This window comes from Ensifer sp. (assembly GCF_035999135.1).
Lineage (GTDB): Bacteria > Pseudomonadota > Alphaproteobacteria > Rhizobiales > Rhizobiaceae > Ensifer.
The window spans coordinates 1-13,638 of sequence record NZ_DASYGZ010000008.1; the positions used below are offsets into that span (position 1 = coordinate 1).

The 13,638-nt window shown below is 64.2% G+C and carries 13 protein-coding genes; 6 read left to right on the forward strand and 7 right to left on the reverse strand.

Going from position 1 to position 13,638, the window contains the following annotated elements:
* Positions 1-34: 34 nt before the first annotated feature.
* Both metK and trmB read left to right on the forward strand, forming a co-directional pair.
* The gene (metK, locus tag VGO12_RS00245) at positions 35-1,303 is read left to right on the forward strand and encodes a methionine adenosyltransferase (protein WP_327510748.1); all 1,269 of its coding nucleotides are present in this window, start codon (positions 35-37) and stop codon (positions 1,301-1,303) included.
* A gap of 141 nt (positions 1,304-1,444) precedes the next feature.
* Positions 1,445-2,143, forward strand: a complete 699-nt coding sequence (gene trmB / locus VGO12_RS00250) for a tRNA (guanosine(46)-N7)-methyltransferase TrmB (protein ID WP_327510749.1) — start codon at positions 1,445-1,447, stop codon at positions 2,141-2,143.
* Between the two features lie 218 nt (positions 2,144-2,361).
* On the opposite strand, the gene VGO12_RS00255 is transcribed toward trmB, so the two are convergent.
* Together VGO12_RS00255 and VGO12_RS00260 are read right to left on the reverse strand one after the other, a co-directional pair.
* Positions 2,362-2,619: a DUF1150 family protein gene (locus VGO12_RS00255; protein WP_113536610.1), complete on the reverse strand. Its 258-nt coding sequence runs from the start codon at positions 2,617-2,619 to the stop codon at positions 2,362-2,364.
* Positions 2,620-2,666: 47 nt separating this feature from the next.
* Entirely contained in the window at positions 2,667-3,098 is a 432-nt protein-coding gene (locus tag VGO12_RS00260) for an Hsp20 family protein (protein WP_327510750.1), read from the reverse strand.
* A 255-nt stretch (positions 3,099-3,353) separates the two neighbouring features.
* On the opposite strand from VGO12_RS00260, the gene VGO12_RS00265 reads away from it, so the two are divergent.
* Positions 3,354-4,298, forward strand: a complete 945-nt coding sequence (locus tag VGO12_RS00265) for a nucleoside hydrolase (protein WP_327510751.1) — start codon at positions 3,354-3,356, stop codon at positions 4,296-4,298.
* A gap of 75 nt (positions 4,299-4,373) precedes the next feature.
* Here the strand turns inward: VGO12_RS00265 and VGO12_RS00270 are convergent, their stop codons facing one another.
* From VGO12_RS00270 to VGO12_RS00280, 3 genes are all read right to left on the reverse strand, one after another.
* Positions 4,374-6,779, reverse strand: coding sequence for a methyl-accepting chemotaxis protein (locus VGO12_RS00270; RefSeq protein WP_327510752.1), 2,406 nt, complete (start codon positions 6,777-6,779; stop codon positions 4,374-4,376).
* A 370-nt stretch (positions 6,780-7,149) separates the two neighbouring features.
* Complete coding sequence (locus tag VGO12_RS00275) at positions 7,150-8,049, reverse strand: ribokinase (protein ID WP_327510753.1); 900 nt, start codon at positions 8,047-8,049, stop codon at positions 7,150-7,152.
* Positions 8,050-8,101: 52 nt separating this feature from the next.
* The gene (locus VGO12_RS00280) at positions 8,102-9,295 is read right to left on the reverse strand and encodes a DNA recombination protein RmuC (RefSeq protein ID WP_327510754.1); all 1,194 of its coding nucleotides are present in this window, start codon (positions 9,293-9,295) and stop codon (positions 8,102-8,104) included.
* 151 nt (positions 9,296-9,446) lie between these two features.
* Between VGO12_RS00280 and def the strand changes: the two genes are divergently transcribed.
* From def to truA, 3 genes are all read left to right on the forward strand, one after another.
* Positions 9,447-9,971 (forward strand): peptide deformylase, encoded by a 525-nt coding sequence (gene def / locus VGO12_RS00285; protein WP_327510755.1) that lies wholly within the window; start codon positions 9,447-9,449, stop codon positions 9,969-9,971.
* A gap of 104 nt (positions 9,972-10,075) precedes the next feature.
* Complete coding sequence (gene fmt, locus VGO12_RS00290; RefSeq protein ID WP_327510756.1) at positions 10,076-11,011, forward strand: methionyl-tRNA formyltransferase; 936 nt, start codon at positions 10,076-10,078, stop codon at positions 11,009-11,011.
* A complete protein-coding gene (gene truA / locus VGO12_RS00295; protein ID WP_327510757.1) occupies positions 11,011-11,754 on the forward strand; it encodes a tRNA pseudouridine(38-40) synthase TruA in 744 nt (247 codons plus the stop codon). Before fmt ends, truA begins: the two co-directional genes overlap by 1 nt.
* A gap of 8 nt (positions 11,755-11,762) precedes the next feature.
* On the opposite strand, the gene VGO12_RS00300 is transcribed toward truA, so the two are convergent.
* Both VGO12_RS00300 and dapE read right to left on the reverse strand, forming a co-directional pair.
* Entirely contained in the window at positions 11,763-12,359 is a 597-nt protein-coding gene (locus tag VGO12_RS00300) for a hypothetical protein (protein ID WP_327510758.1), read from the reverse strand.
* Complete coding sequence (dapE, locus tag VGO12_RS00305) at positions 12,346-13,539, reverse strand: succinyl-diaminopimelate desuccinylase (RefSeq protein WP_327510759.1); 1,194 nt, start codon at positions 13,537-13,539, stop codon at positions 12,346-12,348. The genes VGO12_RS00300 and dapE overlap by 14 nt, the downstream gene beginning before the upstream one ends.
* Between the last annotated feature and the right edge of the window lie 99 nt (positions 13,540-13,638).

The window sequence follows — 13,638 nt, forward strand, 5'->3', positions numbered from 1 at the left end:
CCAGCGCTTTTTCTTCATTGAGGGGACTTCCCGCATGCGTGCAAACTACCTGTTCACGAGTGAATCCGTAGCCGAAGGTCATCCGGACAAGGTGTGTGACCGTATCTCCGACGAGATCGTCGACCTGGTCTACCGCGAAGCCGCCAAGACCGGCGTCGATCCCTGGGGCGTCCGTATCGCCTGCGAGACGCTGGCGACCACCAACCGCGTCGTGATTGCCGGCGAAGTTCGCCTGCCGCCGAGCCTTCTGAAGAAGGACAAGGACGGCAACGACGTGATCAACCCCTCGAAATTCAAGTCGGCCGCCCGCAAGGCGATCCGCGAGATCGGCTATGAACAGGCTGGCTTCCACTGGAAGACGGCGAAGATCGACGTGCTCCTGCACTTCCAGTCTGCCCACATCGCCCAGGGCGTCGACAGCGCCTCGGACAAGCAGGGTGAAGAAGGTGCCGGCGACCAGGGCATCATGTTCGGCTACGCCTGCCGCGAGACCGCCGAGCTCATGCCGGCGCCGATCTACTACTCGCACCGCATCCTCAACCTGCTCGCAGCCGCCCGCAAGAAGGGCGAAGGCGAAGTCGCCAAGCTCGGCCCGGACGCCAAGAGCCAGGTCACCGTCCGTTACGTCGACGGCAAGCCGGCCGAAGTCACTTCGATCGTGCTGTCGACCCAGCATCTCGACGACAGCTGGGATTCGGCCAAGGTTCGCGCGGTTGTTGAACCCTACATCCGCGAAGCACTCGACGACCTCAAGATCGCCGACGATTGCACCTGGTACATCAACCCGACCGGCAAGTTCGTCATTGGCGGCCCTGATGGCGACGCTGGCCTCACCGGCCGCAAGATCATCGTCGACACCTACGGCGGTGCGGCACCCCATGGCGGCGGCGCCTTCTCCGGCAAGGACACGACCAAGGTTGACCGCTCGGCCGCCTACGCCGCGCGTTACCTGGCAAAGAACGTCGTTGCCGCCGGTCTTTCCGACCGCTGCACGATCCAGCTGTCCTACGCCATCGGCGTTGCGCAGCCGCTGTCGATCTATGTCGACCTGCACGGCACCGGCAAGGTTTCGGAAGATCAGGTCGAGCACGCCATCCGCAAGACGATGGATCTTTCGCCGACCGGCATCCGTCGTCACCTCGACCTCAACAAGCCGATCTATGCCAAGACGTCCGCCTACGGCCACTTCGGCCGCAAGGCTGGCCGTGACGGATCCTTCTCCTGGGAGAAGCTCGACCTGGTGAAGCCGCTGAAGGCGGCGATCGAAGAGGGCGGCGCCATCAACGGCCGCGCCGCCGCTTAAGCGTGCATTGAAGATAACGCGGCGGCCTGCTATCAGGCGCAGCGACATCAAGGGCGGGCGCTCCGGCAAGGAGCGTCCGCTTCGTTCATTTTGATTGCGGATCGGCTCGATCGCAATCATCGTGACCAAGGGACCAACGACATGACCGAACCGCGCCGCGCCAGAGCAACCGAGGCCTTCTTCGGCCGCCGCAAGGGCAAACCCTTGCGCGAGCGCCAGGCGGCGCATCTGGAAAGCGTCCTGCCGACGCTGAAGCTCGATCTTTCGGCGCCGGCGCCGGCCGACCTCAAGTCTCTGTACGCCGACGGCGTGGAGCGCATGCGCCTCGAAATCGGCTTTGGTGGCGGGGAGCACCTGATCCACAGGGCAGCCGAGACACCGGCGACCGGCTTCATTGGCGTCGAGCCCTTCGTCAATTCGATGGCCAAGCTTGTCGGGCACATCGAAGACCGCGGCGTCAGCAACATCCGGCTTTACGACGACGACGCCACCCAGGTCCTCGACTGGCTGCCCGAGGCTTCGATCGATCAGATCGATCTGCTCTATCCGGACCCGTGGCCGAAGCGCAAACACTGGAAGCGCCGCTTCGTCTCCAAGGTCAATCTAGACCGCTTCGCGCGCGTGCTGAAGCCGGGCGGACTGTTCTGCTTCGCGTCCGATATCGATACCTATGTCAACTGGACGCTGCTGCATTGCCGCGATCACGCAGCGTTCGAATGGACGGCAAAGAATGCTGCCGATTGGCTGACGCCCTACGAGGGCTGGCCGAGCACGCGCTACGAGGCCAAGGCACGCAGGGAAGGGCGCAGTTCCGCGTACCTGACATTCCGTCGGTTCTAAGCAATTCCAGGAAAAGTGCGAAGCGGTTTTCCGTCCGGAATTGCGCGTGTCCAGTCTCAATTCCAGGAAAAGTGCGAAGCGGTTTTCCGTCCGGAATTGCGCGTGCCAACCTCAATTCCAGGAAAGGTGCGAAGCGGCACTCCGGGCGCAACGGCGCCATCGCTGAGAGTGGTGGCTTCATTTCGGCATTGCGGTGCTGCCGCCGGGAGCGGCATTTTTCAATGCAGGGTGACCGTGCGCAGGTCGTCCTCGGCAGCCTTGAAGAAGGTGCTGGAGCGATTGTCGGTCAGAAGGATCGGCGTGCCATCGGCGCCGAACAGAGCCCACAGATCGATGCCTGGACCCATCTCGGGTGCTTCCGGGAAGCAGCGCGAAACTTCGTCCGAACGCATTTTCCGGATGTAGCCGATTTCGCCTTCGCCCAGATGCGCGAGGTCGTTCTTCGACAATGACGAGCTGATGGCTTTCAGTCCCATGGTGACACTCCGTGGTCGCCGGTGAGGGGAAAATCCCGCCGGTTATCCTACTCTGGGACTGAAATGTTAATTTTCTTTACCATACGCACCGGTTCCGGCCGAACGAGGTCAACCGAAAGAAGGCCGTTGCGGAGTTCGGCGCCAAGGACCTTCATGCCGTCGGCAAGAACGAAGGTGCGCTGGAACTGGCGCGCGGCGATGCCGCGGTGCAGGTAATCGCGGTCACCGGTCTCGACCTGGCGGCCGCGGATGACGAGCTGGTTTTCCTCCGTCGTGACTTCGAGGTCTTCGTCGGAGAAACCGGCCACGGCAAGCGTGATCCTCAGTCTTTCCGGTGCGTCGGCGGACTCGTCGCCGCGGATGCGCTCGATATTGTAGGGAGGGTATCCGTCATTGCCCTTGGCGATGCGCTCAAGGGTCTTTTCCATCGTGTCGAAACCCAAAAGCAACGGGCTCGTAAAGGGCGTAATTCTACTCATTCCTCAAGTCCTTGCGAGATCAAGCGACTGTTGTTCGGACCTGCCTGGCAGCATCCTTCCGGCAATATGGTAGCTGTGCGCAATGAGTGCAAGCCGCTTGCCTCCGGCGTGCACGCAAATCATAGTCCGCAGCGCAGAATCCGAGATTGGGACAGGAACGCCAGATGTTTCGCCGCACCCACTCGCCAATCATCGATCACGCCTGGTCTGGGTCGGATCGACCCAAAGCCAACGTGTTCCAGGGAGGACCACAGAGTGCCCGTGCCGAGAAAGATAATCATAGACACCGATCCCGGGCAGGACGATGCCGCCGCCATCATGCTCGCATTCGGCAGCCCGGAAGAGATTGATCTCCTCGGCATCACCGCCGTTGCCGGCAATGTGCCGCTGGCGCTGACCGCCCGCAACGCCCGTATCCTGTGCGAACTCTGCGACCGGCCGAAGGTTAGGGTTTTCGCCGGCGCAGACAAGCCGATCGCCCGGCCGCTGGTGACCGCCGAGCACGTGCACGGCAAGACCGGTCTCGACGGACCGACGCTCGCCGAGCCGACGATGAAGCTCGAAGAGCAGCACGCGGTCGACTTCATCATTGAAACGCTGCGCGGGCAAGAGCAGGGCACGGTGACGCTGTGCACGCTCGGGCCCCTCACCAACATCGCGCTCGCACTGCAGAAAGCGCCGGACATCGCCCCCCGCGTCAAGGAGTTGGTGATGATGGGCGGCGGCTTCTTCGAAGGCGGCAACATCACGCCGGCGGCCGAGTTCAACATCTATGTCGACCCGGAAGCGGCCGATATCGTTTTTCGCTCCGGCATCCCGATCGTGATGATGCCGCTCGACGTCACCCACCGCGTCATGACGCATAAGGTGCGGGTGCAGAAGATCCGCGACATCGGCAGCCGCCCGGCGATCGCAATGGCCGAGATGCTCGAGTTCTTCGAGCGCTTCGACATCGAGAAATACGGCACCGACGGCGGTCCCCTGCACGACCCGACGGTCATTGCCTATCTGCTGCGTCCCGAGCTTTTCACCGGCCGCGACTGCAACGTCGAGATCGAAACGGCCTCGCCGCTGACGGCGGGCATGACCGTCGTCGACTGGTGGCAGGTCACCGGCCGGCCGCACAACGCCAAGGTCATGCGCTTCGTCGACGACCAGGGCTTCTTCGATCTCCTGACCGAGCGGCTGGCACGCATCTGAACCGGCGTTCGGAGACGATCCTGAAAACAAAAACGGCGCCCGAGAGGCGCCGTTTTCATGTGTAGCGACGTTCGATCAGAACTCTTCCCAGTTGTCCTGGGCAAGCGCGTTGGCGCCTGAGGTCTGCGTGAGCACCTTTTGCGTCGAAGCCGAGTAGTTGCTCCGAGCCGGGCTTGCCGCCGGAGCCGGCCGGGCTGCCGGCTGACGGGCAGGCGCCGGTGCCGGGCGTTCGGCAGCACGCATGCGCTCGGCCGTGCCACGCAGCATCTCCGATGAGCTCGTCTGGGCCGAAGCCGAGGCCTGGGCGACGCGGAAGCGGGAAACGAGCGTGCTCAGCGTGCGCGCTTCGTCGTTGAGTGCCATGCCGGCCGCGGTCGTCTCTTCGACCATGGCTGCGTTCTGCTGGGTCACCTGGTCCATCTGGTTGACGGCCGAGTTGATCTCCTTGAGGCCGACCGCCTGTTCGGAAGCGGAGCTCGAGATCTGGCGGATGAGACCGTTGATCTGCACCACCTGCTCGGCAATCTTTTCGAGCGCCCCGCCGGCCTTGCCGACGAGGTCGACGCCCTCGCGGACCTGGCCGGCCGAGGTGTTGATCAGGGTCTTGATCTCCTTGGCGGCATTGGCCGAGCGTTGTGCCAGCTCGCGCACTTCCTGGGCGACGACGGCGAAGCCCTTGCCGGCATCACCGGCACGCGCGGCCTCTACGCCGGCATTGAGCGCCAGGAGATTTGTCTGGAACGCGATCTCGTCGATGACGCCGATGATGCGGCTGACTTCGTGCGATGATTGCTCGATGCCCTTCATCGCGGCAATCGCCTTTTGCACGACCTCGCCCGACTGTCCGGCATCGCTGCTGGCCACGTCCACGGACTTTGCTGCGACCTTGGCGTTTTCGGCGCTGGCGTTGACCTGGGAGGTCAGCTCGTCGAGCGCTGCTGCGGTCTCTTCCAGGCTTGCCGCCTGCTGCTCGGTACGGTGCGACAGGTCGTTGGCCGCACTGCTGATTTCGCTGGTGCCGTTGCCGATGTTGACGACCGAATGGTTGACGGTGCGGATCGTCTCCTCGAGGCTTTCCATCGTCGCGTTGAAGTCACGCTTGAGCTGGGCGTATTCGCCCGGGAACTCGTCGGTGATGCGGAAGGCGAGATCGCCGGACGACAGATGCGACAGGCCCTTGCCGAGGCGTGCGACGATGTCGCGCTGCAAGGCGCTGCTTTCGGCCCGCTCGGTTTCCGAGCGGCCGCGCTCGCGCTCGGCCTGCTCGCGCTCATGGCGCGCTTCGCCTTCGAGACGCTTGGTGTCGGCGAGCTGGTGGCGGAAGCCTTCGAGCGCCTTGGCGACTTCGCCGGTTTCGTCGGAGCGGTCCTGGCCCGTGATCGACCTGGTGTAGTCGCCGTGGCTGAGGCTGTTCACGTCCTTGACGAGGGCGGCAAGAGGCTTCTGCACGAAGCCGCGAACGGCAAGGTAGAGACCGAGCAGCACCGCGCCGAGCACGACGAGGCCGCCGACGATCATCATGTAGGTCTGGTCCTTGACCGGCGCGTTGATCGCCGTGCGCGGCACGTCGACGAGAACGACCCAGCTGGTGTTCACGCCCGAAAGCGCAAAGGGATAGACGAGACGGTCGAAGGGTTCGTTGCCGTCATAGGACAGGTTGGAGATGATGCCGGGCTTGCCGGAAGCAAGCGCATCCTTGACGATGCCGTTGCCTTCGCCGTCATACTCCTTGAGCAGCAGGTCCGGGATCGGCGCGACCAGCCACTTGCCGCTTTGCGACAGCAGGTAGACGCGGCCGGTGTCGAACGGCTTCAGCTTGGCGAGGCCCTCGGCGAGCGAGGCGAGCGAAATGTCGACACCGGAGACGCCGATCAGCTTGCCCGCGGACATGACCGGATAGGCGATCGAGCTCATTGCGGTCGGCTGGTCCGTGCCTTCGGCGGTGTAGGGCTGCGTGATCGCGCCCTTGCCGCTCTTTGCTGCGAGCGCGTACCACTCGGCCGGATAATCGGCCTTGAAGGTCGAGTACTGGATTTCGTTGGTGCGGGTCTTCGACCAGTAGGGGGTAAAGATGCCGAGATCGTTGCCGCCCAGTTCCTTGTTGTTGACCACATCTTCCTGGCGGCCGTCGAAGGCCTTGGGTGCTTCGGCAAACCAGCTGCCGAAGGCGAACGGGTTCTGCTCGAGGTTGGCCCTCAAGACATTGATCACCCCGGTGCGCTCCATCGACTTTTCAGCATGCGCGCGGCCGATGACGCCGGCCATCGAGCGGGCGGCGCTTGCGAGCTCGCCGACGTCGCCGGCGATGTCGGAGGCGATCGCGCGAGCTTCGCCGTTTGCCTGTTCAAGGACCAGCGTTTCGACGCGATCCTGGGTCTGGGAGATGAGAACGAAATTCGAAGCGAGCAGGACGAGTGCGATTGTGCCGCCTGTCACTGCGATCAGTTTGGTCGCCAGCGATTTGGCCTGGAACTTGAACATGAAATCCTCACGTGCTGGGAGGACCGCAGGTTCGCACCTGCGGTGGACGCATTTCGCAATGGGGGTGAACTCCATCATGGAGCGTCAGATGCCGACCGGCATGTCGGAGACAACCGGGTCGTCTCGACCGGCCTTCTCAGGCTCCTGAATAGACGAGAGAATCTTAAGATAGGCCCAACGCGAACGCTAATTCACGCGTCGCTTTGATAAAATTGTGCGCAAAGTTTGACCTCCGCGACATCGGCTGTCCGGATTGCGCAAGGGGTTCACAGCGAGGAAATTTGGCGGGCAATGCGCAGAACCACAGGGGGAGCGGGCAGCTCGCCGCCCGCTCCCCCTCAAGTCTTCGACGCACTGGAAAGATCCAGTCCTAGAGGCGCTCGGCCACATCCGCGGCAAGTGGGATCGAGGGCTGCGCGCCGCTCTTCAGGCAGGCAAGCGAGCCGGCGACGGCGGCACGGCGCAGCGCGTCGGGAAAGGCGATGCCGGCGTCGAGGCTGGCGGCGAGATAGCCGCAGAAGGTGTCGCCTGCGCCGACCGTGTCGACCGGCTCGATCTTCAGTCCCTTGGCGCGCTGGATTTCGCCCTCATGCACCGCAACGACGCCTTCGGCGCCCAGAGTGACGATGACGGTCTGGCCGGTCTCGGTATGAAGCGTCTTCATCGCCTCCTCGCGCTCGGCGCTGCCGATGCCGCTCTTGCCGGCAAGCAGTTCGAACTCGGTCTCGTTGGCGATGACGATATCGGCCATGCGCCCGAGGCGAGCGGCCTCTAGGGTCAAGGGGGCAATGTTGATGACCGAGCGCACGCCCTTCTGCTTGGCGGCCGTCAGGGCCTTTTCGACGGATGCAGCGGGAATCTCGAGCTGCAGCATCAACGTGTCGCCGGGCGTCATGCCGTCGACGGCCTTCACCGCGTCGGTTTCGTTGACGGTGGCATTGGCGCTGGCGACGACGACGATCACGTTTTCACCATCACCGCCGACGAGGATATGGGCCGTGCCCGTCGGTTCGTTGACGGTCTTGGTCAGCGACAGGTCGGTTTCGGCCTGCGTGAGCAGTTCGAGCGCGCCGTCGGCAAAGCTGTCCTTGCCGACCGCACCCGCCATCTTGACCGCCGCGCCGGCTCGTCGTGCGGCCAGCGCCTGGTTTGCGCCCTTGCCGCCAGCGGCGGTGGAAAAGCCCGTTCCGGCGACGGTTTCGCCGGGCTTCGGAAGGCGCGCGGTGGTGGCGATCAGGTCCATGTTGATGGACCCAAAAACTGTGATCATGTGAAAAAGTCCTGTCGGATTCTAAAAGTGGGCCGGAGAGTGCCCGACAGCCTCAGTCCTCGTCAACCACCCGCAGCCGCAATTGCCCGGTGCGGCTGTCGACAGCGGGGCGCTGCTCGCTCGGTTCGCGCGCGCCGCCTTCCGCCTGAAGTTCCAGCGCCTCGATCTTGGCGCCGCGCCGGGTGAGCTTCGTCGAAGACACAAGGATGTCCTCGACGTCCTTCTGGCTCATGGCGAAATGGCCCTGCAATTTGCGCACGCGCTCGTCGAGCCGGCCAAGGTCCTCCATCAATCGTGCGACCTCACCCTGGATCAGGTGTGCCTGCTCGCGCATGCGCGCATCCTTGAGGATCGCCTGGATCACCTGGATCGACAAAAGAAGCAGGGACGGAGAGACGATGACGACGCGCTGGCGATGGGCCTTTTGCACGATCGCCTCGAAATGCTCGTGGATGTCGGCGAAGATCGATTCGGAGGGAACGAAAAGGAAGGCGGTGTCCTGGGTCTCTCCCGATATCAGATACTTGCCGGCGATATCGCGAATATGGGTGTCCATGTCGCGGCGGAAGAGCTGCGCGATCTGCTGGCGGCGCTCCGGGGTCTCGGCGTCGCGCATCGCGTTCCAGGCTTCGAGCGGAAACTTGGCGTCGATGACGAGCGGCGGCTGGCCGTTGGGCATGCGGATGGTGCAGTCCGGCCTTGCGCCGTTCGACAGCGTCGCCTGGAACTCGAAGGCGCCGATCGGCAAGCCGTCGGCGATGATGGCTTCCATGCGCGACTGGCCGAAGGCGCCCCGCGTCTGCTTGTTGGAGAGGATCGCCTGAAGCCCGGCCATGTCCTTGGCGAGCGACTGGATGTTGTTCTGGGCGTTGTCGATGACGGCGAGGCGTTCCTGCAGCCGCCTGAGGTTCTCGTGCGTCGCCTTGGTCTGCTCGGTGATCGATGCGCCGATGCGGTGGGTCATGCCGTCGATGCGTTGGCTGAGCGTCTGGTTGAGTTCGGCCTGGCGGCTGCCGAACACATCCGCCATGGCGGCGATCCGCCCTTGCATCTCCGTCTGGGCGGCAAGCAGCGCCGCCATCTGTTCCTGCCGTTCATCGTCGCGGTCATCGCGCCGGCGCGACAGCTTCGCGACGACAGCCACGGCAAGCATCAGCGCGGCGGCGATGGCGAGATGTCCGAGCGTCACCGGCAGGGTGCCGACGAGAAACAAGGGTTGGGCGAAGTCGAGCGGCGCAGGTTCCATGCGCCAAATCTAACAGATTCGCTGCCAAGCGGTAGATCAAAACGAGAACATTCGCCGGTCTCGGTTAACCTGTCCAGAGGCACGGGCGGGGACTGCCAGTGGCAAGGCAATTTTCTTGCACGCCGGTGGAAAGATCGGCTATGGGAGCAGCATGACGATCAAGCCGCTAATCATCCTTCCCGATCCTGTGCTTCGCCAGGTTTCCACGCCGATCGAGACCATCGACGCGGACGTTCGCCGTCTGGCCGACGACATGCTCGAAACCATGTATGACGCGCCCGGCATCGGCCTGGCCGCGATCCAGATCGGGGTCGCCCGGCGCATGTTGGTGCTCGACGTGTCGAAGGAGGGCGAGGAAAAGACGCCGCTCGTCTTCATCAACCCCGAGATCGTCGCCTCCTCGGACGACTACTCGGTCTATGAGGAAGGCTGCCTGTCGATCCCCGATTACTACGCCGAAGTCGAGCGTCCGGCGGTCATCACCGTCAAGCACCTCGACCGCGACGGCAAGCAACAGGTGCTCGAGGCCGACGGCCTGCTCGCCACCTGCCTGCAGCACGAGATCGACCATCTGAACGGCGTGCTGTTCATCGACCACATCTCCAAGCTCAAGCGCGACATGGTGATCCGCAAATTCACCAAGGCGTCCAAGACCCGCGGCGCGAAGGCGATCTGACGCCAACCTTTGTGACGGCGGCGACAAATCGCGTGAAGGGCTTGATTTGAAGCCGGGAAACCCGTTTGAAGGGGCCTGATTTCAAAAGGACGGAGTTTGCCGCCTTGTCGCTTCGCATCATCTTCATGGGCACGCCGGAATTTTCGGTGCCGACACTCGCAGCGCTCGCCGAAGCGGGCCACCAGATCGTTGCCGTCTACACGCAGCCGCCGCGGCCGGGCGGCCGACGAGGGCTGGACCTCCAGAAGTCGCCGGTCCATCAGGCGGCCGAGCTGCTCGGTTTTCCCGTCCTGACCCCGGTCAATTTCAAGGACGCCGCCGATCGCCAGACCTTCCGCGACTTCGACGCCGATGTTGCCGTCGTTGTCGCCTATGGCCTGCTTCTGCCCGAGGCGATCCTGACCGGCACCAAGCTCGGCTGCTACAACGGCCATGCCTCGCTTCTGCCGCGCTGGCGCGGTGCCGCGCCCATCCAGCGGTCGATCATGGCCGGCGACCATGAGACCGGCATGATGGTGATGAAGATGGACAAGGGGCTGGACACCGGCCCGGTCGCCCTCACCAAGGCTGTGCAGATAAGCGAGACCATGACCGGTGGCGAGCTGCACGATCGGCTGATGCAGGTCGGTGCTTCCTTGATGAAGGAGGCGATGGCCAGGCTCGAGGCCGACGACCTGCCGCTCAAGGCGCAGCCGGACGAGGGCGTCGTCTATGCGGCAAAGATCAGCAAGACGGAAACCCGCATCGATTTCACCCTGAGCGCAAAAGAGGTGCACGACCATATCCGTGGCCTGTCGCCGTTCCCCGGCGCCTGGTTCGAGCTCGAGATTGCCGGCAAGCCGGAGCGCGTCAAGGTGCTGAACTCGGCGCCGGCATCCGGCACGGGCGCGCCCGGCACGGTGGTCGACGACAGCCTGACGATCGCCTGCGGAACGGGCGCGGTGCGCCTCACGCGCCTGCAGCGCGCCGGCGGCAAGGCGCTTGATGCCGCCGACTTCCTGCGTGGAACGCCGGTTGCCGTCGGCACGAGGGTCGGCTGATGCCGCGCTTCAAGATGACCGTCGAATATGACGGCTCTGATTATGTCGGCTGGCAGCGGCAGGACAACGGTCCGTCGGTGCAGGGCGCGATCGAAAAGGCGATACTCTCGCTCACCGGCGAGACCGTCTCGATCCGCGGCGCCGGCCGGACTGATTCGGGCGTGCACGCGAACGGCCAGGTCATGCATGCCGATCTCACCCGCGAATGGAAACCCTACACGCTGCGCAACGCACTGAACGCACATCTGGCGATGGGCGGCGAGCAGGTATCGATCATCGAGGTTGAGGAAGTGCCGGCGGAATTCGACGCGCGCTTCTCGGCCCTGCGCCGGCACTATCTCTACCGCATCATTTCACGGCCGGCGCCGCTGGCGCTGGAAGCCCGACGCGCCTGGTGGGTGCCGAAGCCCCTCGACCACGCGGCGATGCACGAAGGCGCTCAACGGCTCGTCGGCCATCACGACTTCACCACCTTCCGTTCCGCCCATTGCCAGGCGGCGAGCCCGGTGCGCACGCTCGACCGGCTGGATGTCGCGCTGGTCGGCGGTGTCATCCAGATCCGCGCCACGGCGCAGAGTTTCCTGCACAACCAGATCCGCTCCTTTGCAGGCTCCTTGAAGCTGGTGGGCGAGGGCAAGTGGACGCCGGATGACCTGCAGGCCGCCCTTGAGGCGCGCGACCGCAAGGCCTGCGGCCCGGTGGCCCCGCCGGACGGCCTTTATTTTCTGCAAGTGGATTATTGACCCCGAGCTCAGCCCGGGATCAGCCCGAAGAAGCGCTGCAACAGGTCGCCGATCATCATCGACGGCAGCAGGAAGAGCGCGGTCAGTGCCGACGCAAGCAGCGTCTGGTTGCCGGTGATGATCCGCAGCAGCCGGAAGAGCACCGCGACGCTGACGACCAGCAATGTCAGCCAGATCAGGCTGGTCAGCCCCTGGCTGCCGGGAATGGTCAGGCGGATCGCCGCCGGAACCGCCATCGCATAGGAGAGCGGCACCGAGAGCCAGTTTGTGGTGACGATGATCGGCACCACCGCTCCGGCAAAACCGAGCGGGCGCGACAGGACGGCGATCAGCACCAGCGGCAGGAGCCAGCTGACGAGATCGACGACCAGAAGCTTGAAAACGAAGCCGATGCCAATGGCGGTGCCGTCAGGCATCGCCGAAAGATAATAGAACCGCCAGGACGCCCAGGTGACGGCGATGGCCGGCAGGCACCAGAGCATCGAGGTGAATGAGCGCCAGAGGCCGCTCTCGCTGAAATCGAGATATCGGAAACCGTCCTCATTGCCCTGGGCCAGAAGCCAGATGCCCCTGATATAGGCCAGCACCTCGTCAAGCAGCGGCATGGCCGAACCAGCTGGAGATGAAGGTTTCATAGATGGTCGTCAGCGTCTCGAGGTCGGCGACGGCGACGCGCTCGTCGACCATGTGCATGGTCTGGCCGACAAGGCCGAACTCGACCACCGGGCAATAGTCCTTGATGAAGCGCGCGTCCGAGGTGCCGCCGGTCGTCGACAGCTTCGGCTGACGCCCGGTGACCGCCTCGACGGCACCGGAGAGCGATGAGATCAGCGCGTTGTTGCGCGTCAGGAAGACGTGGCTCGGGCGCTCGGCCCAGGTGATCTCGTAACGGACGGGCGCGCGGTCGGGCCTGAGGCTGCCGCCTGCAGCAGCCCGGTCGAGCCGGGCAATGATCTCCGCCATCAGGCTTTCCGCCGTCCAGGTGTCGTTGAAGCGGATGTTGAAGGCGGCCGTTGCCTTCGCCGGAATGACGTTGACCGCGCCGTTGCCGACATCGATCGTCGTCACTTCCAGGTTGGAGGGCTGGAAGCTCTCGGTGCCATTGTCGAAGGGCGGGTCCATCAGCGCCTGCGTCAGCTGCAGGATGCCGCGCACGGGGCTGTCGGCAAGATGCGGATAGGCGGCGTGGCCCTGCACGCCATGGACGGTGATACGCCCGGACAGCGAGCCGCGACGGCCGATCTTGATCATGTCGCCGAGCTGATCGGGGTTGGTCGGCTCGCCGACGAGGCACGCGTCCCAGCGCTCGCCCTTGTCGGCTGCCCATTCAAGCAGCTTCGTCGTGCCGTTGATCGCCGGGCCTTCCTCGTCGCCGGTGATCAGGAAGGAAACCGACCCCTTCGGGCTCCCATGCTTTTCGATATGGCGGGCGATGGCCGCGACGAAGCAGGCAATGCCGCCCTTCATGTCGACGGCGCCGCGGCCATACATCTCGCCGCCGGCGATGTCGGCTGAAAACGGCCCATGGCTCCACGAGGCCTCGTCGCCGACCGGAACGACGTCGGTATGGCCGGCAAACATCAGGTGCGGGCCTTCAGTGCCAAGCCGCGCATAAAGGTTCTCGATGTCGGGTGTGCCGACGTCTTTCGCCACCACGCGGTCGACCTGAAAGTCGAGCGGCTTCAGCATGGCTTCGAGCGCGGAAAGCGCTCCGCCTTCGGCCGGCGTGACCGAGGGGCAACGGATGAGGGTGGCGAGATTGGCGATCGGATCGGTGGAGGTCATCTAACGCTATGCCGTCTGCATGGCCGCAAGGGCCCTTGGGAATGGAGGCTGCTGGTTTATCCGATCGCCGGCAAACTGTCACGCAGGATGGCGACCTGT

Bases quoted from the DNA above. Each gene is read 5' to 3' on its own strand.
- metK (WP_327510748.1), top strand. From the start codon at position 35: ATGCGTGCAAACTACCTGTTCACGAGTGAATCCGTAGCCGAAGGTCAT.
- trmB (WP_327510749.1), top strand. From the start codon at position 1,445: ATGACCGAACCGCGCCGCGCCAGAGCAACCGAGGCCTTCTTCGGCCGC.
- VGO12_RS00255 (WP_113536610.1), bottom strand. From the start codon at position 2,619: ATGGGACTGAAAGCCATCAGCTCGTCATTGTCGAAGAACGACCTCGCG.
- VGO12_RS00260 (WP_327510750.1), bottom strand. From the start codon at position 3,098: ATGAGTAGAATTACGCCCTTTACGAGCCCGTTGCTTTTGGGTTTCGAC.
- VGO12_RS00270 (WP_327510752.1), bottom strand. From the start codon at position 6,779: ATGTTCAAGTTCCAGGCCAAATCGCTGGCGACCAAACTGATCGCAGTG.
- VGO12_RS00275 (WP_327510753.1), bottom strand. From the start codon at position 8,049: ATGATCACAGTTTTTGGGTCCATCAACATGGACCTGATCGCCACCACC.
- VGO12_RS00280 (WP_327510754.1), bottom strand. From the start codon at position 9,295: ATGGAACCTGCGCCGCTCGACTTCGCCCAACCCTTGTTTCTCGTCGGC.
- def (WP_327510755.1), top strand. From the start codon at position 9,447: ATGACGATCAAGCCGCTAATCATCCTTCCCGATCCTGTGCTTCGCCAG.
- truA (WP_327510757.1), top strand. From the start codon at position 11,011: ATGCCGCGCTTCAAGATGACCGTCGAATATGACGGCTCTGATTATGTC.
- VGO12_RS00300 (WP_327510758.1), bottom strand. From the start codon at position 12,359: ATGCCGCTGCTTGACGAGGTGCTGGCCTATATCAGGGGCATCTGGCTT.
- dapE (WP_327510759.1), bottom strand. From the start codon at position 13,539: ATGACCTCCACCGATCCGATCGCCAATCTCGCCACCCTCATCCGTTGC.